Below are 24832 nucleotides of genomic sequence, written 5' to 3'. Positions count from 1 at the left end.
AAGTATTTGTCCCAATCATCTATACTATTGTGCGGCTTTGTATGCTTCCTCGTACTCTTGTGTGATTCGGTCGCCTCCTTGTGCTTTCCAGTCTTCTACAGCTTTCTTGAATCCTTCTTCGTCAAGCTGTCCCATGATGTATTGCACTGTAGCATCAATAACGATTTTTTCGATTTCCGATCCTACTTCATTGTTCGTCGGTGAATCCAATGGCACAGAAGGATCCATTACAGCGAATTCTTCGTTTTCTTTGATCAATTGATTCGACAATTCTTTTTCAGGATCTGCGTCTTTGAAAGAGAACGTTACTTCACTAGGGCGAGAACTTGATAGCGGTTGCACTTCTTGTTGCCAAAGATCCATATCGATAAATTCGATAGAACCATCATCATTCAATTCATAATGTGTTCCCTCAATACCACCAGTCATCAATTTATACATATCTTCTTCTAGAAGATCATCAACAAATTGCAGTAATTTCTTCAATTGTGCTTCGTCTTTTACTTGTGATTTAGGGAATGCTAACAAACCACCAATACCATTTCCTTCTGACCAAACATGATAACCGCCGCCTTCACCATCTGAAATCTTGTTTACAGGGACTAATTCCATATCATCTTGAATACCTTGTCCCATTGTCTTCAGGTTCTTGATATCCACCATCCCAGTGTAGATTCCTGTTTTTCCTTGTGCAAATTGTTCTTGCTGGTCAGTCTTTTGAGTAACCGCAAAATCTTGTGCCAAATAGCCATTCTCAAATAGATCTCTTGAGAAGTTCAACGCTTTCATGTATTCTTCTGTATCAAATTCTGGAGTAAATTTGCCATTATCATCTACAGCCCAGCCATTCGGTGCTCCAAAATAAGAAGTGAACAGCTTAAAGCTGGTATAACGAATATCACTAGGCGCACGATCACCAAAACCAACTGTATCATCCACACCATTTCCATCTGGATCGTTTTCTGTAAATTGTTTAGCTACTTCGTAAAGTTCATCCATCGTAGTTGGAACATCTAATCCAAGATTATCCAACCAGTCTTTTCGAATGACTAAACCAGCACGAGCATAGTCCTTTTGCATTGGCACACCATACAATGCTCCGTCGATACTTGCAGCTTCGATTCTATCCTCAGAGATTTGGCTTAAGTTTTTATAGTCTTTTAAATATTCCGATACATCCCAGAATACGCCTGATTTCAGCGCACTTCGGACAGAAGAGTTTTTCAGCATAGCAATTTGAAGTGTAACGATATCTCCTAGTTCGTCAGAAGCCAATGCAGTTGTCAGTCTTTCTTCTTTTGAAGCATCAGGAATCCAATTGAATGTAAGTTCCGTATCGGTTTTTTCTTCTATTAGATTCACGATTGTGTCAGTTGGTGGGGAAGCATGGTGTAAAATATTCAACCAAGTGATTTTGGTTTTCCCATCTTCTGTTTCTGAAGAACTGTTGTTTGAACTGTTGCCACATGCGGCAAGTGCTAAAATTCCTGCAAAACTAAGACCTAATTTTACGAGCGTTGCTTTTTTCATAAATTTTCTCCTTCACTGTTTTAATGATATTTTTGTTTTCTTCTGTTTTTTCTGTATATGAGTTCTTCCATTCCAAATGGCAAAATATAGAATTTGCTGTCCACGTGACTGCGGAAAAGAAGAGACTGCCACCGATAAAGGTTAAAACACCTGGCATTGTTTGGATGATCATCAGGTAAATCCCCACCAGACTTAGTATTAATACTAATGAATAATGAAGATGAGAGAATCCGAACAAAAATGCCATTTTCATTTTGAAAAAATATCCTTTCCAATCATAATGTGCCATGATTGGAAAAATATAGAGTGCTGAGAGCAAATACAAGAACGCAGCAATATACAAAGCGATTCTAAGATACCAATTGTGTATGAAAGAAAGATCTACAAGTAAAACAACTCCGATGACGCCGTATATCCAGCTCATTAGCAAGGTTTCACGATAGTTTTCTTTAAAATATGAGAAGTACGTTTTCGTCAAAGGAAATGATTCTTTTGTGCGCAGCCATTTTCTAATCACTGCAACCATTGCATAAGACGCAGGACCAAAAGTAAAAATCCCTAGTCCTGCAATGACTAAACCACCCCACAGAAAATTCAAATAAACCAACTGTAAAATACGATTTAGCCTTCCATTTATTTTATCTAATGACTGCAGCATGTCTTTTCCTCTCTTTCTAAATTAGTAAACGCCGTCTTCTCCTAGCTTTTTGGCGATCTTGTTAGCTAAAATTACCATGAATAATCCTACGACCCCTTTAAATAATCCCATTGCTGTACTGAAACTTAATTGTCCATTCTTCAATCCAGCTGTATAAATGTAGGTGTCGAAAATTTCTGCAACACTTCGATTCAATGAATTCAATAACAAGTACATATGCTCGAAACCTAAGTCCAGTGTCTGACCGATTTTTAGAATCAGCAAGGTAATGATTACTGGACGAATCGCCGGCAATGTAACATGCCATGTTTTTCGCAAGCGTCCTGCGCCATCCATTTCAGCTGCTTCATATAACTGTGTATCTACTGCAGTGATCGCTGAAAGGTAGATGATCGTAGACCAGCCCAACTCTTTCCAGATTACTTGTCCAATATAGACTGTTCGTGTCCACTCAGGAGATGTCAGAAAACTGATTTTTTCAAATCCCATCGTTGCAAGGAATTCATTCAATACCCCTCCGTCAACATTCAAAAATACATAAGTAATCGAAACGATGATTACCCAAGACATGAAATGAGGGATGTAAATGATCGTTTGAATCCCACTTTTCAGTCGCTTGTTCGTTACTTCGTTTAATAGTAGGGACAAAATAATTGGCATCGGAAAAAACACGAAGATATTTAACCCGAACAAGATCAAAGTATTCCTTAATAAAGTAAAGAAAGTCGGCTCTGTAAACAAACGAATGAAATGTTTGAATCCCACCCAAGGACTGCCCATTATCCCTAAAAATGGTTGATAATCTTGAAAAGCAATAACGAGCCCTCCCATAGGAAGATACCTAAAGATCAGGAAATAAAGGACCCCCGGCAGAATCATCACGTATAAAAATTTATTCGTTTTGATTCCTGCAATTATTTTTTTTCGTCTTCTGAGCTTTTCTTCTTTTTTCGATAGCGTCAGTTGAAATGGTTCTTGTTTCTTTACACTTTCCATAAGCCCCTCCTTAGTTTTATGAATGTTTGCTGCTTATGTCTTTATGATAGATAACTATCCGAATTACGTATATAATCATTTTTATCGCATGTAAAAACGCTTACACGGCAGCGATTTTTATACTTGCAAAATATAAAAGTGTATTTCTTCACAAATAAGATACGCCTAATAACTATTCTATTTTTTTCTATCTGACACTTAACGTAGGAAATGATTATATACGTAATCTTTCACCGATGATAAATTGAATATATAGAAACAGAACATTTAATTTATTTTGAGGAGGAGCCTATCTATATGAAAAAGAAAGTCTCTATAGGAGAAAGAAGTTTTACATTTTTCAACAATACGTTTCTGATCTTGCTAGCTTTGATCTGTATCGTGCCTTTTTTAAATATCATCGCTACATCTTTCGCTTCTACACAAGAAGTCGTCGCGAAAAAATTTATCCTTTTCCCTACTACCTTTTCTCTAGACGCGTATCGTTATATTCTATCTACGCCAACTATTTTTAGAGCACTTGCTGTTTCGATTGGCGTTACCGGGGCTGGGACGATCGTCAGCATGTGCGCAACTTCACTGATGGCATACGGGCTTTCCAGAAAATACTTGTTTGGTCGAGGATTCGTCAACTTTCTTGTTGTATTTTCTATGTTGTTCAGCGGGGGGATGATTCCCACATTCTTAGTTGTTCGTTCTCTGGGACTGGTCAATTCTTATTGGGCAATGATCTTGCCTATAGCTGTTAATGCAATGAACATGATCATTATGAGAAACTTTTTCCAAGCCTTGCCGGATAGTTTGGAAGAATCGGCAAAAATGGATGGTTGCACAGATTTCGGTGTATTTTTCAAAATCATGCTGCCATTAGCGTTACCGTCTATTGCTACTATCTCACTTTTTTATGCTGTTACTTACTGGAACACTTATATGACCGCTATTTTGTATATCAACGATTCATCTAAATGGCCGATACAGATTCTTTTACGTCAGATCGTCATTGTATCAAGCGGGATGCAAGCAGAAAGTAGTGCCGTTGATGTGATTCCACCAGCACAAACAGTTAAAATGGCTGTTATCGTTATTGCCACAGTCCCTATGCTGATTGCTTATCCTTTTGTTCAGAAATACTTTGTCAAAGGCGCACTCGTAGGTTCTGTCAAAGGTTGATTATGTATGGAACATAAAATAGAGGTTATGAAAGAGACGTTCAGCCTTATTTTTATAAGCTGTCTCTTGAATACCGTTTATTCGCAAAAAAGGATTGTGACAAAGCTTTGGTCACAGTCCTTTTTGCGTGCTTAGCCTTGAAATTTAACTATTCATAAAGACAAATACTAAGGTTATTCTCCTTTCTTTTATTGCTTGAATCAGATCACAAGAAAAACAGCCTCTTGTTTAAACGGCGTTTGTCTTGTTGATTCTGCGGCAATAAAATCAGCCAGCCACAAAACATGAAATGCTGTTTTTCGCTGTCCTCTTTTATTGCTTGAATCAGACCACAAGAAAAACAGCCTCTTGATTCACAAATATTTTTTTCGATATTCTCCCGGAGTAATCGATTCCTTCTTTTTGAAGAAACGAATAAAATTTTGCGGATTTCGATATTGCAGTCTTTCTGCAATCTCTTTTACAGAGAGATTGGTCTCTTTCAACCACTTTTTCGCTACCTCTAGACGATGATTTTGAACGAAATCACCAAATTTTTCTCCTGTTTCCTTTTTAAATACATTGCTTAAATAATTAGGGTTATAGTGCAACCTATCAGCAATCACATCTAGAGATAGATCACGGTCATATTCTGTATAGACGATGTGCATGATATTCTCCGAAAGATTTTTAAATTCATGATCAGTGATTGCTTGAGAACATTCTGTGATTGGCAAGACTAATTGTTCTAAAACAAGTTTTTCTAGCTCTTTGGGATGATAATTGTTCAATGCTTTTACATAGATTTGTTTCATGTTATCAAAATTTTTTGAATCTACTCCCAATAACTGCCCTAATTGAACGAGCTCATTGATCAAACGGACCGAAACTACTTCTCGGCTCAGAGGATTTTTATTTTGTGCGAACAATGCATTAATTAATTCATGTACCAACTTCCTTACTTCCTGATTTCCGGAACGAATAGCTTCAAACAATCGATTCTGTTCTTCTACTGGATATCTAATAAGCGTTTTTTCATGCGCAGCAGGAACAATTTCCTGATAAAATATGATCGAACTCGGACCAGTATTTACACGATAATATAGGGCTTCTTTTGCTCGGTCAACCGATTGCTTGCTTTCATTCAGCGTTTCGAACCGGTTACTGATACCTATACTCACAGTTAATTTCAAGTATTCTTTTACACGTTTTTGAATGAGTCGGCAATACTCCATGACTTTTTTGCTTGCTTCTGCATCGTCTTTATCCATTCGATAAATAGTGGCTTGCATTTCTTCATTCAAAACGATCGGCAGCATTCGATTTTCCTTTGGCACAATTTCCGTGATCATGTTGTTGATTGCTAAAAGTAGCAAATCACGCTCTCCACCGTGACTATCTTCTAACAGATCGATTTGAACCAAGGCCGTATAATAGCAGTCAGTTTGAGAACTATAACCAAATTGCTGCAACCGCTGATCTAGTTCTCGCCTTTCTACTCGATTTCTAAATAAACTAAGTACAAATAACGTTTCTAGTTGCGGCTTTTGGGTAACTAAGTGTGCACTTAACGCTTCTTTTTCTCCTATGATCCGACTGACTGATTGAGCGACCAAATCTAGTTCTTTCCCACTGAATCCTTTTGATTTAAGATTCAAACGTTCCTGAATTTGAGAAATTGGACGGGCAAATCTATCCGAAAATAAATAGGAAAGGAGACCGATCAGTCCTACTAGCGTCAAAGACACTGCAACTAACCCGATTCTCAGATTGCGAATCGTTGCTCCAATTGCACTAGAATCAACTTCTAATCTGTAAATCCAATTATTATAATCTGATTTCAGTACGATATAGGATGTCCCATTTTCTCTTATCACTTTCAACTGGTTGTAATCTAGATCCACATCCGCTAATGCATCTGGCTGCTCTTCTTCTTTTACTTTCTGTGTAGAAAAAAGCTTTCCATCTTCGTTTTCGATAGAAAGTATATCTTCTCCACTTTCCCCAACAACTTGTTCTATTGTATGTTTCTCTATCGTAGCAATTCCCAATGCATATTTTTCTTTTTCAAACATTGGTAAAGGAATCACCATTTCGATTCCTTTATTTTTCTTTTGCCAAAATAAATTATCTTTGTTATTTATGTACTTTTGTTGATACCTTTCAACTTCCTCTTCAGTCAGTTGAGTCAACGATCCATTGATTACTCCCCATTTACCAGCTAAACTGAGTAAATCATAATTATTATCATCCATAACAATTGTTTCTATAAAGTTTAGCTCTTTCCTGATTTCAGAATAAGTGGAGTAATTTGTATATGTCAGTGGATGCTTGAATATATCCGAGAAATTTTTGGTCGAACCATACGTAGAAAACGAATATTCGATCGTTCTGATTTTCCATTCAACGTTCGTTTTGACTTGCCTGAGCAGGTTCTTTTTATCTGTTAAATAACTCGATTCGATCGACTCATAGGTATTCTGATAAATAAATAAACTAAATCCTATGACAAGTACGGCTCCTAATAAAAACATCGGTAAAAATATTTTATAAAACACTGTACTTTTCTTCATTTTCTTCCTCTCTTTCCTTTAAATAAAAGGCTTTCATTTTTCTGTAAAATTGATACTCATCTAATTAAATGAGCATTCCCCGCTTTTAAGAATAGCATAATTAAAAATAAAAAGCCAAGTAATTTTTAACGTGTGCAATCTTTTCATACCAAAGATCTATTGACTTATCGTAGTTATCGTAATATGATGAATGCGTTAACAAAAAGTGAAAAAGTAAGGAAAATGATGGAATGGTAACGATCAAAGATATCGCTAAAGCAGCTGGTGTTTCTCATACGACAGTTTCTCGTGCTTTGAATAACAGCAGTTTAATCAAAAATGAAACAAAACAAAAAATACGGCAACTAGCTAAGGAAATGAATTATTCGCCGAACTATAGTGCAAAAGGTTTAGTAAATCAAAAAAAATATCTGATCGGACTGTTTTTCTCAAGTTTGCATAAAGGAACTTCATCAAATTTCCTAGCAGATTCCATTGCAGGTATCCATTCAGTATTGGACACAAACTACAGCTTATCTGTCGAAAGTATCGATGCTGTTGATTTAACAGAAATCAATTTGCAACGTTATGATGGTCTAATCGTTATGAGTCAAAGTGATGAAGATCAGCCTTTTATCGATTATCTAAAAGAAAAAGCGTTTCCCTTCGTCGTTGTCAATCGTCACATCAATGATCCAGCGGTTATCAATGTTACTGCCGATGATGCGGCCGGTGTTATGCAGGCAGTAGATTACGGTATTGGGTGCGGACATACGAAAATCGCTTATATTGGTGGGAAAAAAAACTTTCGTTCGACAAAAGAACGAGAAAAAGGTGTATTGGACAGTCTAAAAAAAGCAAGCATCCCTGCCAATCCAGCCTATTTTTTAACAGGAGACTACAGCTTAGAAAGCGGCCTCAAAAACATGGAATACCTATTATCGCTTTCTGACCTGCCTACTCTGGTTTTTTGTGGCAACGACGATATAGCGATTGGTGCATTGAGAGCTGTACATTCAGCTGGTCTTCGTGTTCCCCAGAACATTTCTCTGATTGGGTTCGATGATTCTCCAGTCGTCTCCTATCTTAATCCACCGCTTACTACAGTACACAAACCGTTGAAAGAAATGTGTCAAGTAGGAACAAAGCTTTTATTGGATTTGATTGAAGACAGGCCGATCGAACAATCTAAAATGGAGCTCTCCACCTTACTGATGCTTCGTGAGTCGATCAATTACTTGTAAACTGCAAGTAATTTTATATAAAAATGTTAACGTGTGCATAACACAGAAAGGAATAATCTATGAATAAACTGACAAAAGAATTAGTGAAAAAAAACGAGGCTCCCGTAAAAGTTCTTCAATTCGGCGAAGGCAATTTTATGCGCGGATTTGTTGATTGGCAGATTCAGCAACTGAATAACCAACAATTGTTTAAAGGAAATGTCGCCATCATTCAGCCTTTAGAACAAGGTCTTGGGAATATGATGAACCAGCAAGACAATTTATATACGGTCATTTTACAAGGACTCAGCAATGGCGAAATCGTTGATACTTCCGAGATTATCACCATAGTAGAACAAATGATCAATCCTTATCATGAATGGGATGCTTATCTTTCTCTAGCAGAAAATGACGACTTGGCCTATATCGTCTCCAATACAACAGAGGCAGGAATCCAATTTGTGGAGACTGATGAACGAACAGATACGCCACCACAGAGCTTCCCGGGCAAACTGACAGCCTTTTTATACCGACGTTTCGAATTAAACAAAGCCGGTTTTACGATTATTCCTTGTGAATTGATTGACAGAAACGGTGAACGTCTAAAAGAAATCATTTTACGCTACGCAGAAAAATGGGATTTAGAACCTGCTTTTATTGAGTGGTTAGAAAAAGAAAATGTTTTCTGTTGTAGTTTAGTTGACCGCATCGTTCCAGGTTATCCTCGTGAGGATGCAGCTGTTTTCAATCAACGACATAACTATGAAGATCAATTGATGGTCAAAGCGGAACCATTCATGCTTTGGGTGATTGAAGGGCCTAAAGAGTTGGAGAATCAACTACCATTCAAACAGGCTGGCTTGAATGTCATCATCACAGATGATATGACTCCTTATCGTGAACGTAAGGTGCATTTGCTTAATGGACCGCACACAGCGATGGTCCCTCTTGCTTTGTTGGCGGAATTGGAAACTGTAGAAGAAGTAATGAAAGATCCTTTATTCTCCGCTTATGTTGATCAGCTATTCGATCTAGAATTGATTCCTATGCTTTCTTTACCTAAAGATGAATTAGCCATTTATGCTGATCAAATCAAAGAACGTTTCTTGAATCCTTTTGCCCATCACAAATTAGAAGCGATTTCATTAAATAGTGTTTCAAAATTCAGCACCCGTCTGCTTCCGGTCTTCAAGAAGTATATCGAAGAAAAAAATCAAGTACCACCGCTAATCTCTGTTTCACTAGCTGCGTTACTTCTTATGTATCGAGGCGATCAAGTAAAGCCCCATGATGATGAAAAGACAATAAACGAATTTGTTGATGCTTGGTCTGATAATGAAACAGCTATTCTTCGATTATTGCAAAACGCTGCGCTTTGGGGAGAAGATTTGTCTCAATTACCGAATGTGGCAGATACTGTTCAAGAAATGGCTACAAAAATCGATCAAAAAGGTGTCCGAGCAGTATTACAAGAAATGAAAGGAACGATGGTCCATGCTTGAAACCCTGCAACCAACAATGAAATTAAATCAACGAGACAGTGTTGTTGTCGCATTAACACCTATCCCAAAGCAAACACAACTGACGATTGATCAGCAAACGATCACCACTCTTGAAGATATCCCGCAAGGTCACAAGATTGCATTGAGTGATTTGAAAGCTGGAGACAACGTGATCAAATATGGCTATACAATCGGGCACGTGACGACAGACGTAACTGCCGGTCAATGGCTGCACACTCATAATGTAAAAACCAACCTTTCTGGTGAATTGGATTATCGATATGAAAAAGATGTCCATCCAAGTCATTATCCTTTTGAAAACCGAACATTTCAAGGCTACTTACGAAAAAATGGAAAAGTAGGGATTCGTAATGACTTGTTCTTAGTCCCTACCGTTGGGTGTGTGAATGGTATTGCTGAACTGATCGTCAAACAGTTCAAAGAAAAACATCCGGATCTGGGACAGTTTGATCATATTACGATTTTAAAGCATCCCTACGGCTGCTCACAGCTTGGAAAAGATCATCAAAATACTCGAGAAATCTTAGCAGACGCGGTAAACCATCCAAATGCTGGCGGAGTTTTAGTGTTTGGATTAGGTTGCGAGAACAATACCGTTCCTGAATTCAAAAAAATTTTAGGTGAATATGATGAAGAACGAGTGAAATTTCTAGTGGCTCAAGATGTCTATGATGAGATCGAACAAGGCGTAGCTCTATTAGAAGAACTTTTAACCGCGGTCGAAAACGACCAGCGCATACCAGTCCCGCTCTCTAAGTTAAATGTCGGTTTGAAATGCGGCGGTTCTGATGGTCTATCGGGAATAACTGCCAACCCTTTGCTTGGTGCATTTTCTGATTACTTGATTGCTCAAGGAGGTAGCACGATCTTAACAGAAGTGCCAGAAATGTTTGGTGCAGAACAAGTATTGATGGCACGAGCGGAAAATGAAAAAGTTTTTGATTCAATCGTTGACTTGATCAATGACTTCAAACAGTATTTCTTGTCTTACGGGGAACCAGTTTACGAAAACCCATCTCCTGGTAATAAAGCAGGTGGGATCACTACATTAGAAGATAAGTCTTTAGGCTGCACGCAAAAATCAGGAAGCTCTCCTGTCGTTGATGTACTGCAATATGGCGAAAAAATCAGAAAACCAGGACTTAGTTTATTACAAGCTCCCGGGAATGATCTTGTAGCTGCCTCTGCTCTTGCTTCATCCGATTGCCAGTTGGTCTTGTTTACCACAGGAAGAGGGACTCCATTTGGCTCATATGTCCCTACGGTCAAGGTATCTACGAACACGACTCTTTTTGAACGCAAAGGTCATTGGATGGACTTTAATGCAGGCGTCTTATTAGAACAACCAATGGAAGTGATCTTAGAATCATTTGTTCAAAAAATCATCGCTGTGGCTAGTGGAGAAGAAACGAAAAATGAACAAAATGACGTTCGAGAAATTGCCATTTTTAAAAACGGAGTAACACTTTGATTTTCATAAAATAGTATAAAAAGAAAGAAGGAAGATTTATGTTTTTATCTGATGATTTTTTATTAAAAGACGATTGGGCGAAAAAGCTTTATCATTCCTACGCAAAAAATATGCCCATTATTGATTATCACTGTCACTTAGATCCAAAAGAAATTTACGAAAACAACAATTTCAGCAATCTGACAGAAGCTTGGTTAGGAGGCGATCATTACAAATGGCGCTTGATGCGAGCTTGCGGCGTGCCTGAAGAAAAAATCACAGGAAATGCTTCTGATTTTGAAAAATTTTTAGCTTGGTGTCAAACCGTACCAAAAATTATCGGAAATCCGCTTTACAGTTGGTCACATCTTGAATTGAAGCGTTTCTTCGATATTGACTTGTTGATAAATGAAGAAAACGCAGAGAAAATTTGGACACAAGCAAATGAAATTTTGGCAACTCCTGATTTCCGTCGGCGGGAAATCGCGAAAAAATCGAATGTAGAAGTGATTTGTACGACAGATGATCCAGCAGATGACTTACACTATCATCAATTGCTTGCTCATGAAGAACCAGATTTGAAAGTTCTCCCTTCATTCCGTCCAGATAAAGCACTCAATATTGAAAAAGAAGGATTTAATGCATGGATCACACTACTGGAAGAAGCAGCTGACCAAACGATTACCACCTATCAAGAACTGATCGAAGTTTTAGGGCAGCGGATAGAATACTTCCATCAACATGGATGTCGTGTTTCCGACCACGCTTTAGACACCTTACGCTATAAAGAAGCGGATGAAACAGTATTAGAAGAGATTTTTCAAAAAGCACGAGCTAACAAACTATTATCTTCAGATGAAATCGATGCTTATCGTACAGAAACACTGATACGTTTGACCCACTTCTATCATTCTCATAATTGGACGATGCAGCTGCATATTCATGCTTATCGTAATTGTAATACACAAATGTTGGAAAAATTAGGACCCGATACCGGTTATGATGGAATGAATGATCTTTCTTTGACTATTCCTCTGCAAAAATTATTGAATCGTGCAGAAGAAACGGATCAGTTGCCAAAGACGATCCTCTATTCACTGAATCCAAATGACTACCCTGCGATTTTAGCTTTGATGGGCTGTTTCCAAAAAGAACAGAATGGAAAACTGCAGTTAGGTTCTGGATGGTGGTACAACGATACTCGAGCTGGTATGCGCGATCAATTGACACAGTTTGCTGATGGTAGTGCTTTGGGGAATTTTGTCGGCATGCTGACAGATTCAAGAAGTTTCCTTTCCTACACTAGACATGAATATTTCCGTCGTGTTCTTTGTGAATTTTTAGGCGAAATGGTCATGCGAGGAGAAGCACCTGAGGATGAACAACTTTTAGGAAGTCTCGTTCAAGCGATTAGTTATACAAATGCTAAAAATTACTTTGGCTTTTTCGCCTAATTGATTAATAGTAACAGTAACGAATCAAAAACAGGATAGCGAAATAACGGAATCCGTTTATCCACGTTTTAGAGAAGAAGACGGACCAAATTTGCTCCGTCTTCTTCTCTTGCTGTTCTGCTTCATTGCCTATAAACCCTTATGAAAGAAGAGATAACATGCCTACTATCCATATTGCCGGTGATTCTACTGCGGCAGAAAAAGATGAAAACAAGCGTCCCGAGACAGGTTGGGGAGAAAAAATCTCTGCTTATTTTTCACCTGAGATCCAGATCAATAACCAAGCAAAGAATGGACGCAGTACCAAATCATTTATCCAGGAAGGAAGATTAGCCCGTTTAGCTTCACAGTTTCAGCCAAATGATTTCTTATTTGTACAATTTGGACATAACGACCAGAAAATCCAAGAAGAAAGAGGTACGCTCCCCTTCGGTAGCTATTTAAAAAATCTGCAGATATTTTTTGAATGCGCAAAAAAAGCGAACGTCCACATGGTCTTGCTGACATCTGTGACGCGACGAGATTACTTAGAAAATGGAACATTGAATCCAGATATACTTGGAGACTATCCAAAAGCGATGCGTGCATTTGCTGAGAAACACCATATTCCACTTTTAGATGTTTTCTCACGATCACAAGAATATTTCCAGACCTTTTCAAAAGAAGAGACAAAAAAATTCTATCTGCATCTTATGCCTAATAGTTGTGAAAATTACCCAAAAGGACTAAAGGATAATACCCACTTTAGTCCAGAAGGCGCTGATAAAGTTGCCCGAATAATTGCTGAATTGATAAAAGAATCCCGTCTGCCTCTTGCTGATTATTTACAAAAAGGAGTTTGAAATGTTTCCATTAAATTTAGGCATTCGTGCCCATGATCTAGAGGTTCGAAATCGTGAAGAAATCGTTCAAAAAGTATCACAGCTTCACTTGTCCCATATCCAATTTGCACCACAAAAAGCATTTCCTGAACAACTTAAATTAAATGACATGACACTTGGGAGTGCTGCCTATTTTGGTGAATACTTCCAAAAAAACAATATCGAACTTTCCATTTTAGGTTGCTATATCAACCTATCCAGCAAAAATCAAGAAGTTCGTGCACAAGCATTAGCAACTTTCAAACAGCAAATTGCTCTGTGCTCTGCCTATCAAGCCAAGATGATTGCTACGGAAACCGGTAGTGTCTCTGTCGGTTTCACAAAAGAAAATTTTACTGAAGAAGCTTATCAGATTGCTAGAAATTCTGTCATTGAATTAGTCGCTCATGCAGAAAATTTTGGCGTAACTGTTGCTGTTGAAGCAGGGATCAATCATCCGATCTATAACTATCAGTTAGCCAAACGTTTAGTCGATGAAGTAGCTTCACCAAATTTAAAAATCATTTTAGACTGTGCGAATTTGATCCACAAAGAAAATCATGCTGATCAGGAAAAAGTGATCCGAGGTGCCTTGGACAATTTACAGGGTTGTATTACAGCGCTTCATCTCAAAGACTACATCATGGAAAATGGAAAGATCCGCATAGTTCCTGTTGGTAAAGGCTGTTTAGATTTCCGCCCGGTACTACATTATATCAAATATGAGCGTCCTCTAATGTACGCCACTCTTGAAGCTACTCCTGAGATTTATGTTCCTGAAGCAATAGAACACTTGCAGTTTTTTTACCAAGATTGTTAAGGAGAAGATTATGGAGGAACGAATACAGAAAAGTTATCAAAAATATCATGCAAATGCTTTTCAGACATTGCTGCATCTTTATCAGGGGAATTATTGGCGCTTTGCCATGTCAGGACTCTTTTTTATTATCAAACATCTTCCATCTTGGTTAATGCCGATTGCTATTGCCAATGTAATCAATGCAGCTTCATCAAAAGATTCCTCTCAATTGCAGGCGATTTATTTCAACGCTTTTTTGATGACTTGTCTGATCGGTCAAAATATATTGACGAATTATTTTCATGTAAAATACCATAGCACTTCGATCCGGCAAGTAGAAGCTGGACTAAGAGCGACTCTTATCAAGAAAATCCAAGAACTTTCTATTCCCTATCAAAAAGAATTGCAATCTGGCCGGATCCAATCAAAAATCATCCGTGATGTAGAAGCCATCCAAACGTTGTCCTCTCAAGTATTTGTCAGCGGATTGAACATTGCTGTCAATTTATTCGTGGCTTTAGGTATCACGCTTTATAGAAGTCCTGTCGTTTTCTTGTTTTTCTTATTGACTGTCCCTCTCGCCGCGTTAGTTACTCTTTTTTTCCGGAAAAGGATCAGACAGTCCAATTCAGATTTCCGGCAAGAAATGGAAGAGACTTCTGCAAAAGTGATCGAAGTGATCGAATTAGCACCGATTGCTCGAGCTCATGGGTTAGAAAAACACGAAACAACTCGCTTAAATAAGCATTTTACCCAAATCTATGAAAAAGGATTCCACTTAGATATCCTGCAATCTGTTTTCGGATCAGTCAGCTGGGCTAGTTTTCAGATATTTCAACTGATTTGTTTGATTTTCACTGGGATATTAGCTTTACAAGGGCGTATTCAACCAGGTGATGTCGTGATGTATCAGACATATTTCACAACGATCGTCAATTCCGTTTCTGGAATGATCACACTGATTCCTACGATTTCAAAAGGCATGGAATCTATTACTTCTATTGGTGAACTGTTGATTGCTGGCGATGTAGAAACTTATCACGGTAAGAAAAAAATCCAACATTTGGATGGAAATTTTCGCTTTGAGGATGTTTCTTTTCATTACCCGGACTCACTCAAGCCGATTATCGATCATTTTTCTCTAGAGGTGAAAGCTGGAGAAACAATTGCTTTTGTTGGGCCATCTGGTTCTGGAAAATCTACACTCCTTAACTTATTGATTGGATTTATCCAGCCGTCTTCAGGGAGGATTTTCCTAGATAATCAGCCTTTGGATGAATTGGATATGCGAAGTGTGCGTAATTATTTAGCCGTTGTTCCTCAAACCACTTTGTTGTTCTCCGCTTCGATCAAAGAGAACATCACTTATGGCTTGAAAAACGTATCAAAAGAACGTTTAGATGAAGTCATCGAAGCTGCGCAACTTTCTTCACTGATTGACCAGCTTCCTGATGGTCTGGATACCTTAGTAGGCGAACATGGCAACAAGCTGTCTGGTGGCCAAAAACAACGTATCTCCATTGCACGAGCATTGATACGTCAGCCGAAAATCATTTTGCTAGATGAAGCAACTTCAGCTTTAGATAACCAGTCAGAGAAAAAAATCCAGCAGGCCCTGAATTACCTGACAGAAACACCCACTACTTTTATTGTGGCTCATCGGCTTTCAACGATCAAAGAGGCAGATAAAATCGTCGTGATCGATGAAGGAAAAATCGTTGAGATGGGTACTTACGAAGAGCTGTTAGCTCAAGAGGGCTATTTTTACCGTTTGAAAAACGAATGACAAAAAAAAGGAGAGACGACAAGAGTTTTGTCGTCTCTCCTATTTCTGAATAAACGGTGTTCTCCTGCCAACTCCTCGGTCACAAATCACAATAGTCATCAAACATGAGAAGCTGTTTTTTGAAATTGTTCCTTGTAACTCAGAGTTAAACGGTAGGCTCACGTCCTTTTGGTAAACGGTGTTCAAGAGACAGTCTATCGGCAATAAGAAGCAACTTTGTCATCGCTCAAGGCTGAACGTCTCTTTCACAACCTCTGTTGTTTCATAAAATAGTTCTATTCGCTGTAAAGGTCGCGAACTGGCGTCATGATGATCCGGTTCAAGTCATTGATGATCGTACTGAACCCTTGTTCTTTTTGCATTAAATCATTGATTACTTCTTCTGATTGAATTTTCACAGCCATTTCTTGTGCTTTCATTGCATCTTCGTCGCTGAATTCTTGTCCACTCATTTGTTTTTCTTGTAATTCGATTTGCATCGCTTGGAAGTCTTTGAACAGCTTGTGTGCTTCTTCGTTTGCTTGTACTTTCTCGTACGCTTCTTTCAACGCTTTGAATTCTGGTAATTCACGGATCTCACGTTCGATCTGATTCGCGCTATCGTAGATGTTTGACATGTTATGCCCTCTTTTCTTTTAGTAGTTACTCTCTATTGTAACATGGGGTTATTCGTTTTCAAAGGGTCTACTCTCCTTGATATTTCCGCCAGAGGTCTTTAGCCGCTTCACCAATTCCCTGAACGCCTTCTTTCACCATATCGCCGAAATTCTTCAATCCTTCTTTTGCTTGTTCACCGTATTGATTCAAGTTATCTTGCCAATTTCCAGACTCTCCATTAGAATTACCTGTGTTTCCAACTTGATCTGCTGCTACCACTTGCCCTCCTGTGGCATAGGCGTCAGCTACACTAAATCCTGTTTTGGAAGTATAAGGAAGGATACCTTCTGCCGCTGATTTGAAGACTTTCCCGACAACATTTCCACTTGTCCCTTCCAAATAATGCAGCTTGCTGGATTCTTCATACCCCATCCATGTCGAAATCACTACATCTGGCGTATACCCGATCATCCATTGGTCATTTGCTTTCGTGGCATCGAAATTAGTTTCTGTGGTTCCTGTTTTACCTGCTATCGTATAACCTGCAGGGTTCGCAGCAGCTGCTGTCCCATTTGAGAATGTACCAAGAAGCATGCTGGTCATTTCATCAGCTGTTTCCTTTGATATAACCTGTTTTGGCTTTTTGTTTGTATTATCGATGATCACCGCTCCAGTTGAATCAACGATTTTCGTGATGAGATGCGGCGTATACATCTGACCTTCATTGGCAAATGCACTGTAAGCACCCGCCATGATCATTGGAGATACTCCTTTTTCTAATCCGCCAAGAGCTAAGCCATAATACTTATCAGATTTTGCTAAAGGCAGGCCGAATTCTTCTGCTTTATCATATCCTTTTTGTAAACCGATCTCATGCAAAAGCCATACAGCAGGCAAGTTCAAACTTTGTGCAACAGCCTGATACATCGGTACTTCTCCTTGGTATGTCCCGTCAAAATTATGCGCATCGTAATAACTTTGCGGTTCATCTTTCAAGACACTAGAAGGCTTGTAACCAGCTTCCAACGCTGGTGTATACACGCTTAATGGTTTGATCGTTGATCCTGGAGAACGGCGCATCTGTGTAGCAAAGCTGAATCCTCTAAAGACATGATCTCCTCTTCGTCCTACTAATGCTTGTACACCGCCTGTATTCGGATCTAAAGCTACTGAAGCAGATTGGACCATGGCACCATCTGAAGCATTTGCTGGGAATAATGCATTATTTTGATAAGTAGCTTCTAATTGCTTTTGGTAATCCTGATCTAAAGCTGTATAGATTTTATAGCCTTTATTCATGACATCTTCTTCATCAAGACCATACTCGTTAACTGCTTCATCGATCACTGCATCAAAATAATAAGGATAACGATAACCAGAATCTGAATTGTCGTATGTGTCATGAAGATAAGCACTGATGTCTGTCTGGCTTTCTGCTTGTTCTTGTTCTTTTGTGATTTTTCCGTTTTCTTCCATTACGCTTAGTACTGTGTTTTTCCGATCATTCGCATTTTCTGGGTGATCAATCGGATTATAAATACCAGGACCTTTCAGCATTCCTGCCAAAGTAGCAGCCTCAGATAGCGTAACATTCGTTGCATCTACTCCAAAATACTTTCTGGAAGCGTCTTGGACACCCCATACCCCGTTGCCAAAATAGGCATTGTTAAGATACATGGTCAAGATTTCTTCTTTGCTGTACTTCTTTTCGATCTCGATTGCCAAAAATAATTCCTTCGCTTTTCGATCAAATGTTTGATCTAATGTCAGATAAGCATTTTTGGCAAGCTGCTGAGTGATCGTACTTCCTCCGCCCCCTGATGTTCCGCCAGACAAAACCATCCGAACAGCCGCACGGGCGATTCCTTTGATATCAAATCCGTGATGTTCGTAAAAATTCCTATCTTCTGTCGAGATCACCGCATCTTGGATATAGGGAGAAATCGCGTTTAATTCTACGTATGTCCCTTTTTGGGCGTACAGTGTGCCAGCTTCTTCATTTTTCTTATCATAAATGACTGTCGATTGGCTTAATCCAGATTTTAACGTTTCGACATTTGCTTGTTTGGCTAAAATAAAAAGGTAGATACTTGTCACTAAGACACAGATCAAACCAATCAGCAAAATCAATTTGTTCACATGATATTTTTTCCAAATGCGCTTTCGCCATCGATGGAATTGTCCGAGATATGGTCTGATCCATCGCCAAAAACTGATCAAAGCAGCTTTTATCTTTCCTAAAATGCTTTGAAAATCCATTCGCTTCTTCTCCTGTCTATTCAATTCAATCGTCTTATTTTACCATAATGAAAGAGTGTTTTCTTCCTGCTTAAGTTGTAGTTCGATTTGTTTTTTTTCGTTAGTGCAAGTAGAGTAACATAAGAATGAACAGAAAAATGTAAGTTTTTTCTTAAATATGTTTTAAAAATGGTACAATTAGTCTGCAATTTTACCGAAAGGAGTACACTTGTGAAAATCACGATCACTTTACCTATGAACCATCCTGAAACAACGATTCGCGACTTGCTTGAAAAGGAATGGTTAGTTCCTAGAAAGGTTCGGCACTTTTTGCGTATACGTAAAAACGTTTGGATCAATCAACAACCTGCTTTGTTCCATCATGAAGTAAAAGGCAATGACCAGATCACATTGTTATTCGAAGAAACAGATTATAATTATCAAGAAGTCCAATTAGGAGATGCGAAGCACATCCGTGTTTTATATGAAGATGAACATTTGATTATAGTGGATAAGCCTGCAGGAATGAAGACTCATCCAAACGAACCAACAGAAAACAGTACCTTGCTCAATCACTTAGCTGCTTATCTCGATACGAAAAAACAACGACCTTACGTTGTCCACCGTTTGGACAAAGAAACAAGCGGCGCTGTTTTATTTGCAAAAAACCCATTTGTCTTGCCGATACTTGGAAGAATGTTGGAACAAAAAATGATCTATCGGAGATATCAAGCCATCGTATGGGGGGAAATCGCCAAAGATAGGACCATTACCAATAAAATCGGACGCGATCGCCATGATCGGAGAAAACGGGTCATAGATGATAAAAATGGTCAGAACGCCTTGACACATGTCACTGTCGACAAAGTACTTTCTGGAAAAACACAAGTGTATTGTGTTTTGGAAACCGGTCGTACGCACCAGATCAGAGTACACTTAGCTCATATAGGGCATCCAATCGTTGGAGACCCTCTCTACCAAAATAGACCAGCTGAACGACTGATGCTCCATGCATTAGAACTGCACATGATCCATCCATTTACTCAAGAAAAAATAGTTGGTAAAGCTTTACCCGGATTGTGGAAATAGAAAGAAGAACGTAGTCCTATCGTTATCTGCTGATAAGACTACGTTCTTTTTGTGTAACTTGTCTGCTTACTTTTGATGTTCGTGTTCTGCTAACAGCAAACTACCGATAATCCCACTTTCATTTGGCAGTCCCCAACGAACGATATATTCACTTACTTGAGGTGTTTCCATGTAGCCACCCATCAATTCAACAAATTGCTGACGGATTTTTTGAAGGAGATGATCCTGATTCATTACTCCGCCACCTAAAATAATCTTTTCAGGTGCTAACGTCAACGTATAGTTGATCAGTGCTTGAGCAATATAGAAAGCTTGAATATCCCAAATCGGATGATCTTGTGGCAGATCTTGCCCTTTGATCCCTATACGTGCCTCAATAGACGGACCTGCCGCTAATCCTTCTAAACAGTCTTTATGATAAGGACAAGTGCCTTCATATTGATCATCTGGATGGCGTTTTACCCAAATATGTCCCATTTCAGGATGTGCGATCCCTGAAAAAATTTCCTCATTGATCACGACGCCTGCACCGATTCCTGTTCCCACGGTAAGGTAAATACAACTATTTTTTCCTTGTGCTGCCCCTTGCTTCAGCTCCCCGTATGCAGCCGCATTGACATCCGTCGTCCAAGCAACAGGAATATGGTAGCGTTTCCTGATTGTGCCGAGAAAATCAAATTGTGCCCATCCTTTTTTGGGAGTTGCCAAAACATATCCGTAATTATCTTTTGTTTGGTCGATACCAATCGGGCCGAATGAGCCGATCCCGATACCCTTCAGTTCATAACGATCAAAAAATTCAAATACTTGATCCAATGTTTCTTCTGGTGTTGTGGTAGGGATACTTATTTTTTCCAAAATCTCTCCACCTTCTGAAACCGCACACACAAATTTTGTTCCGCCTGCTTCTATTCCGCCATACATTTAGTTTTCCTCCTCGAATCCGATTGTCCGAATTTCATAAGGTTGGATTATCGGAACAACCGATTGCTGCGTTGGTTCTTCAAGCAGATTCAATATGACCGTTTTTCGATTGTCTTTAGTTATTTCTAATTTTTCTAAATGACTAGACATATTGAAACCTCTCACTACTACTTTATCACTAAACTTACTCCGTTTCAAAGCTGTAATTGCAAACGTTTCACTTTTTATTGTTAAATATTGTTGTTTTGATGCCAATGTTCCTTCATGATGTTTGATTTGTTGAGTGGAAAAAGGAATCTGTGCCGCGTATGCATGCAAATAAGTAGAGAATGTTTCTTCTGGTCCATGCAGTTCAACGCTGTAATTGAATCGATGCTTACCTAAACACTGTGCTTCTGGTGTTGGAAAATACCCCCAATCTCCTAGTTCTCCCACACAGCGAAGTAGCGTCACCGCGATTTGTCCATCTGCTGTTACTTCATATTCATTCAAACCAAAGTTACCAACTGTTACACCGTACTGTTCATCATGAATATTGACAAATGCTTGTTGATGTTGCGGATTCGTGGGATTTTCCCAGCTCCTAGGCACATGGTTTGGGCGCTTTACTACTTCAAAAATACTATCTGCTTCGTGATGTTCCACATGTAACTTTGTAGGAAACAAGACACGCAATCGATGATCTTTCATTTGATTGTCAAGAGTCGTTTCAAAGTCGATTTTTTTACTATCTTTTCTGACAGTCATGATCGTTTCTATTTGAAGGATCCGTTTTTCTTTAGATCGTTCTGCTTTTCGATAACGAAATTCTACAACCATCCGTTGTTCTTTCTCTAAACGCTCGTCTGCAGAAACTGGGATCTCCATTTCCTGTAGAATACTTATTTTGGCTATTTCTGGTGTATCTACTAATACTTTTACTTCAGAGCCCTCTTGATTACTGGATAGGATTGGTTGATCATAGACAGGTTGCTTAAAGATATACTCGTTTCCTATATCACCGATATCTTCAAAAATATGCAGGTTATTCCATTTTCGTTTGTTTTTGCGATCTTCCATTGTAATGGTACCGTTTTTTTCAATCGTCAAACGCAGGTGGGCGTTTTCGACGATTCGTCCACTCTGACGGATCATTGTTTCCTTTTCTTCTGCTTTCGCTTCCCCTTCTACAAGCGCGAATGTTTCCCAAGAAAATGCTGGCATGTTTTTTATTGGTAAAGTTACCTTGATCGTTCTTGCCATATATGGCACACGGAAACGATCTTTCGGCAAATCATAACCAAACTGGACAGTTTCTTCAGATAAAATAGCTGGTATAGTGGCCCCGCTTTTTGTTTCTACGTGATACTTCTGTCTAGGCAACTGTTCTAACTCTTGATACAGTTGTTCAGGTATTCCTTCAGCAAATCTTTTTCTTGCTAATTCGATGGTTATTTCTGCTTCGCCAGTTTTATCCATTCCTGCAGTATTTACAACGACAAATGGAAAGCTGTCTTTTTGGAATCCAGTTGTATCGATCGCTGTGGCCAGTTGTTCTAAAGAATCTTGTGCAAGATACTTTCCAACTTCATCTGCTTTTTCAAAACGAGGTATCATTTCCCGATGGACAGAATCAACTGAACAACCGCAAATGCTGTCGTGAGGATGATTTTGCATTAATGTCTTCCAAGCATAATCTAATTGATCGTGGGGGTAAATCCCTGTAACTTCGTAAGCCATCGTCGCAAGTGGTTCTGTGATGTTTTCTAGCTGCCGTTGGACCTTGGTATTCCATTGCTTCAAGTAAACGCGAGCAGATGCTGTATTGGCTAAAGTATACCAACCATCCGTTTCTTGACTTGTCAATTCTCCTTCTACTGAACCTAAGTCTTCTGGCAACTCTTGTCGAACTGCTTCCAAATAGTCAGTAAAATTAGAATGGATGAACTCGTAATCTGGAAACAGCTCATTTGCGAGTTGGATTGCTTTTGATATATCTTTTTGTACTGGTTGATGATCAACACCATTCATCATTAATAGATGATCAGTAGATGCATATTGTTCTGCATCTGCTAATTTCTGCTTCCAAAAGACACGAGCAGCTTCTTTTTCTACGGGAATCTCGTTCCCATTGCTATACCAATTGGCAAATAACAGACCAAAGATTGCTGTTTGATCAGGTCCTTTCCACCACATCTCTGAGTATTGAGAAGAATAGTTTTCTACTTCCAGAACTTGATTGTCAAAGCCAATTGGTTTTACCCCGCGGCCAAACGCCGCTGCTGAAATACCAGCTTGTTTCATTAATTGAGGCGTCTGTCCCATATTTCCAAATGTATCGGGAAAATACCCTAACATGACGGGGGTTCCCCATTTACGGCTTTCTTCCATGCCAATCAGCATATTTCTCACGTTTGATTCCGAACTGATCAGAAAATCATCTTGCAAGATATAAAATGGTCCGATTCTCAATTTTCCTTCATTGATTGCTTGTTGGAGTGCCTGTCTTTTTTCTGGTCTTACTTGAAGATAGTCATCTAAAATAATCGTTTGCCCATCCAAATGAAAACTGTTGAAGGACGGATCAACTTCAAATAGCTCTAATAAATCGTCTATCAATTCAACCAACCGCATGTGATGCTGTTCGTAAGCCATGTACCATTCACGATCCCAGTGGCTATGAGAAATGATATATACTTTCTTTTTCATTTACAGTACCTCCTATTTTTCTACTCGAATATCAAAGTAATCCATAACTAATTCGCAAAACATCATATTTGCCCAAGAAAACCATTCTCTCGTATAATTTTCAGGATTGTTCACATCAAATCCTTCGTGCATAAGATGTGTTCCTGCATCAGTTGCTACAAGCAAATTCAACAGCCGTTCTTTTTCAGATTTATCTGGTGTTGTCATTCCTTCCATAGCTAACGCAATCGGCCAAACATACTCTTTTGGCGTATGGGAAGAACCAATTCCTTTTGCGTACTTTCCTTCATAAAAATATGGATTCTCTTTACTCAACAATGTTCTTCTTGTTTGAAGATAATTTTCCTCTTGTTCCGAACAGTATCCTAAATAAGGTGCCGCGATCAAATTGGGCACATTGCTGTCATCCATGACCGTCGCGTTCCCCATTCCATCTACTTCGTATGCATAAATCGTTTGCCCTTTTTGATTAACCGTCCGTCCGTGATTTTGGATACCTTCTTGGATCTCTTTCTTCAATATTTGTGCTTTCTGTACAATTTCTTTATCATCGAGTATCGTTTGGAAAATTTCTTCCACATAACCTAACACGACCACCGCAAACATATTAGATGGTACCAGATATCCGTAACGGCAAGCATCATCGCTAGGACGGAAACCAGACCATGTCATACCTGTAAAAGTTGTTTTGGCTCCTCGTCCGCCATTGATCAGTGTATCTTCTTTTCTTGTCGTATCTCGTACAAATGTATAAGGAGAGTGTTCATGATCCTGCTCTGTTTCGAACACGCCTAAGATTTTTTTGATCCCTTCAATAAAAGTTGGGTTGAATTGGTCCGTTTTTCCTGTATTTTTGTAAAGAAGATAGGCCAACTGTATCGGGTAGCATAAAGAATCAATTTCATATTTTCTTTCCCAGATCCAATCGTTCATTTTTGTGTGATCTGTTTGGTGTCCTGCACCGTTCGCTTCTTCATTGAAGGCATTCGCATATGGATCGATGTTGATATAAAAAAATTGTTTTTTGACCAACCCACTAATCATGTCAGCTAGTTCCTCATCTTCTTTTGCAATCACTAAATAAGGACGAACTTGTGCAGTAGAATCTCGCAACCACATTGCAGGAATGTCTCCTGTCAATAAAAAAGTAGTACCGTCATTTTGCTTTTTGACTGTTGTCAATAGCGTGTTGGCAAATGCTGCTGTAAAATTCGTTGCCCAGTCCGCATGGGTTTTCCCGCATTTTTGTGTGATATCATCCATAAATTTTTGCACTGACTTTGGTATATCTTTATAAACCATACAAATCCCCTCTT

At 38.9% G+C, this 24832-nt stretch carries 19 protein-coding genes; 9 read left to right on the top strand and 10 right to left on the bottom strand.

Features of this window, described 5'->3' with window-relative positions; genetic code table 11:
• Positions 1 to 24: 24 nt before the first annotated feature.
• Genes AB3I00_RS12325 through AB3I00_RS12315 form a run of 3 tightly spaced genes read right to left on the bottom strand, consistent with a single transcriptional unit; the run spans position 25 to position 3184 of the window.
• The gene (locus tag AB3I00_RS12325; RefSeq protein ID WP_070770255.1) at positions 25 to 1530 is read right to left on the bottom strand and encodes an extracellular solute-binding protein; all 1506 of its coding nucleotides are present in this window, start codon (positions 1528 to 1530) and stop codon (positions 25 to 27) included.
• The gene (locus tag AB3I00_RS12320) at positions 1496 to 2188 is read right to left on the bottom strand and encodes a YesL family protein (RefSeq protein WP_104764795.1); all 693 of its coding nucleotides are present in this window, start codon (positions 2186 to 2188) and stop codon (positions 1496 to 1498) included. Before AB3I00_RS12320 ends, AB3I00_RS12325 begins: the two co-directional genes overlap by 35 nt.
• 21 nt (positions 2189 to 2209) lie before the next feature.
• Positions 2210 to 3184 (bottom strand): sugar ABC transporter permease, encoded by a 975-nt coding sequence (locus AB3I00_RS12315; protein ID WP_002320509.1) that lies wholly within the window; start codon positions 3182 to 3184, stop codon positions 2210 to 2212.
• A 297-nt stretch (positions 3185 to 3481) separates the two neighbouring features.
• Here AB3I00_RS12315 and AB3I00_RS12310 point away from each other — a divergent pair, with 297 nt between their 5' ends.
• Complete coding sequence (locus AB3I00_RS12310) at positions 3482 to 4354, top strand: carbohydrate ABC transporter permease (RefSeq protein ID WP_368025340.1); 873 nt, start codon at positions 3482 to 3484, stop codon at positions 4352 to 4354.
• Between the two features lie 200 nt (positions 4355 to 4554).
• Here the strand turns inward: AB3I00_RS12310 and AB3I00_RS12305 are convergent, their stop codons facing one another.
• Complete coding sequence (locus tag AB3I00_RS12305) at positions 4555 to 4689, bottom strand: hypothetical protein (RefSeq protein WP_368025339.1); 135 nt, start codon at positions 4687 to 4689, stop codon at positions 4555 to 4557.
• An 18-nt stretch (positions 4690 to 4707) separates the two neighbouring features.
• On the bottom strand, positions 4708 to 6906 hold the full coding sequence (locus tag AB3I00_RS12300) for a helix-turn-helix domain-containing protein (protein WP_024635778.1): 2199 nt from the start codon (positions 6904 to 6906) through the stop codon (positions 4708 to 4710).
• A 230-nt stretch (positions 6907 to 7136) separates the two neighbouring features.
• On the opposite strand from AB3I00_RS12300, the gene AB3I00_RS12295 reads away from it, so the two are divergent.
• From AB3I00_RS12295 to AB3I00_RS12265, 7 genes are all read left to right on the top strand, one after another.
• Positions 7137 to 8129, top strand: a complete 993-nt coding sequence (locus tag AB3I00_RS12295; protein ID WP_002329936.1) for a LacI family DNA-binding transcriptional regulator — start codon at positions 7137 to 7139, stop codon at positions 8127 to 8129.
• Positions 8130 to 8188: 59 nt separating this feature from the next.
• A complete protein-coding gene (locus AB3I00_RS12290) occupies positions 8189 to 9610 on the top strand; it encodes a tagaturonate reductase (protein ID WP_024635779.1) in 1422 nt (473 codons plus the stop codon).
• The gene (locus AB3I00_RS12285; RefSeq protein WP_368025338.1) at positions 9603 to 11102 is read left to right on the top strand and encodes a UxaA family hydrolase; all 1500 of its coding nucleotides are present in this window, start codon (positions 9603 to 9605) and stop codon (positions 11100 to 11102) included. The genes AB3I00_RS12290 and AB3I00_RS12285 overlap by 8 nt, the downstream gene beginning before the upstream one ends.
• 38 nt (positions 11103 to 11140) lie before the next feature.
• Positions 11141 to 12535, top strand: a complete 1395-nt coding sequence (gene uxaC / locus AB3I00_RS12280; protein ID WP_070770251.1) for a glucuronate isomerase — start codon at positions 11141 to 11143, stop codon at positions 12533 to 12535.
• 158 nt (positions 12536 to 12693) lie between these two features.
• Positions 12694 to 13377, top strand: coding sequence for a rhamnogalacturonan acetylesterase (locus tag AB3I00_RS12275; protein ID WP_368025337.1), 684 nt, complete (start codon positions 12694 to 12696; stop codon positions 13375 to 13377).
• Between the two features lies 1 nt (position 13378).
• Positions 13379 to 14215, top strand: coding sequence for a sugar phosphate isomerase/epimerase (locus AB3I00_RS12270; protein WP_002316124.1), 837 nt, complete (start codon positions 13379 to 13381; stop codon positions 14213 to 14215).
• Positions 14216 to 14225: 10 nt separating this feature from the next.
• Positions 14226 to 15980 (top strand): ABC transporter ATP-binding protein, encoded by a 1755-nt coding sequence (locus tag AB3I00_RS12265; protein WP_002343148.1) that lies wholly within the window; start codon positions 14226 to 14228, stop codon positions 15978 to 15980.
• 275 nt (positions 15981 to 16255) lie between these two features.
• Here the strand turns inward: AB3I00_RS12265 and AB3I00_RS12260 are convergent, their stop codons facing one another.
• Positions 16256 to 16597 (bottom strand): YlbF family regulator, encoded by a 342-nt coding sequence (locus tag AB3I00_RS12260; protein ID WP_002285994.1) that lies wholly within the window; start codon positions 16595 to 16597, stop codon positions 16256 to 16258.
• Between the two features lie 67 nt (positions 16598 to 16664).
• Complete coding sequence (locus AB3I00_RS12255) at positions 16665 to 18836, bottom strand: PBP1A family penicillin-binding protein (RefSeq protein ID WP_024635784.1); 2172 nt, start codon at positions 18834 to 18836, stop codon at positions 16665 to 16667.
• A 210-nt stretch (positions 18837 to 19046) separates the two neighbouring features.
• Here AB3I00_RS12255 and AB3I00_RS12250 point away from each other — a divergent pair, with 210 nt between their 5' ends.
• The gene (locus AB3I00_RS12250; RefSeq protein ID WP_368025336.1) at positions 19047 to 19904 is read left to right on the top strand and encodes an RluA family pseudouridine synthase; all 858 of its coding nucleotides are present in this window, start codon (positions 19047 to 19049) and stop codon (positions 19902 to 19904) included.
• A 66-nt stretch (positions 19905 to 19970) separates the two neighbouring features.
• On the opposite strand, the gene AB3I00_RS12245 is transcribed toward AB3I00_RS12250, so the two are convergent.
• The 3 genes from AB3I00_RS12245 to AB3I00_RS12235 are packed head-to-tail and all read right to left on the bottom strand — an operon-like array spanning position 19971 to position 24818.
• Positions 19971 to 20828 (bottom strand): ROK family protein, encoded by an 858-nt coding sequence (locus tag AB3I00_RS12245; RefSeq protein ID WP_104866811.1) that lies wholly within the window; start codon positions 20826 to 20828, stop codon positions 19971 to 19973.
• Positions 20829 to 23516: an alpha-mannosidase gene (locus AB3I00_RS12240; protein ID WP_368025335.1), complete on the bottom strand. Its 2688-nt coding sequence runs from the start codon at positions 23514 to 23516 to the stop codon at positions 20829 to 20831.
• Positions 23517 to 23528: 12 nt separating this feature from the next.
• Positions 23529 to 24818, bottom strand: a complete 1290-nt coding sequence (locus tag AB3I00_RS12235; protein WP_368025333.1) for a glycoside hydrolase family 125 protein — start codon at positions 24816 to 24818, stop codon at positions 23529 to 23531.
• Positions 24819 to 24832 lie beyond the last annotated feature (14 nt).

The organism is Enterococcus sp. C76, from assembly GCF_040886985.1.
GTDB lineage: Bacteria > Bacillota > Bacilli > Lactobacillales > Enterococcaceae > Enterococcus_B > Enterococcus_B lactis.
The sequence above is the reverse complement of the archived record's forward strand: the minus strand, read 5'-3'. Positions and strand labels throughout refer to the sequence as shown.

Bases quoted from the DNA above. Each gene is read 5' to 3' on its own strand.
- AB3I00_RS12325 (WP_070770255.1), bottom strand. From the start codon at position 1,530: ATGAAAAAAGCAACGCTCGTAAAATTAGGTCTTAGTTTTGCAGGAATT.
- AB3I00_RS12320 (WP_104764795.1), bottom strand. From the start codon at position 2,188: ATGCTGCAGTCATTAGATAAAATAAATGGAAGGCTAAATCGTATTTTA.
- AB3I00_RS12315 (WP_002320509.1), bottom strand. From the start codon at position 3,184: ATGGAAAGTGTAAAGAAACAAGAACCATTTCAACTGACGCTATCGAAA.
- AB3I00_RS12310 (WP_368025340.1), top strand. From the start codon at position 3,482: ATGAAAAAGAAAGTCTCTATAGGAGAAAGAAGTTTTACATTTTTCAAC.
- AB3I00_RS12300 (WP_024635778.1), bottom strand. From the start codon at position 6,906: ATGAAGAAAAGTACAGTGTTTTATAAAATATTTTTACCGATGTTTTTA.
- AB3I00_RS12295 (WP_002329936.1), top strand. From the start codon at position 7,137: ATGGTAACGATCAAAGATATCGCTAAAGCAGCTGGTGTTTCTCATACG.
- AB3I00_RS12290 (WP_024635779.1), top strand. From the start codon at position 8,189: ATGAATAAACTGACAAAAGAATTAGTGAAAAAAAACGAGGCTCCCGTA.
- AB3I00_RS12285 (WP_368025338.1), top strand. From the start codon at position 9,603: ATGCTTGAAACCCTGCAACCAACAATGAAATTAAATCAACGAGACAGT.
- uxaC (WP_070770251.1), top strand. From the start codon at position 11,141: ATGTTTTTATCTGATGATTTTTTATTAAAAGACGATTGGGCGAAAAAG.
- AB3I00_RS12275 (WP_368025337.1), top strand. From the start codon at position 12,694: ATGCCTACTATCCATATTGCCGGTGATTCTACTGCGGCAGAAAAAGAT.
- AB3I00_RS12270 (WP_002316124.1), top strand. From the start codon at position 13,379: ATGTTTCCATTAAATTTAGGCATTCGTGCCCATGATCTAGAGGTTCGA.
- AB3I00_RS12265 (WP_002343148.1), top strand. From the start codon at position 14,226: ATGGAGGAACGAATACAGAAAAGTTATCAAAAATATCATGCAAATGCT.
- AB3I00_RS12260 (WP_002285994.1), bottom strand. From the start codon at position 16,597: ATGTCAAACATCTACGATAGCGCGAATCAGATCGAACGTGAGATCCGT.
- AB3I00_RS12255 (WP_024635784.1), bottom strand. From the start codon at position 18,836: ATGGATTTTCAAAGCATTTTAGGAAAGATAAAAGCTGCTTTGATCAGT.
- AB3I00_RS12245 (WP_104866811.1), bottom strand. From the start codon at position 20,828: ATGTATGGCGGAATAGAAGCAGGCGGAACAAAATTTGTGTGTGCGGTT.
- AB3I00_RS12240 (WP_368025335.1), bottom strand. From the start codon at position 23,516: ATGAAAAAGAAAGTATATATCATTTCTCATAGCCACTGGGATCGTGAA.
- AB3I00_RS12235 (WP_368025333.1), bottom strand. From the start codon at position 24,818: ATGGTTTATAAAGATATACCAAAGTCAGTGCAAAAATTTATGGATGAT.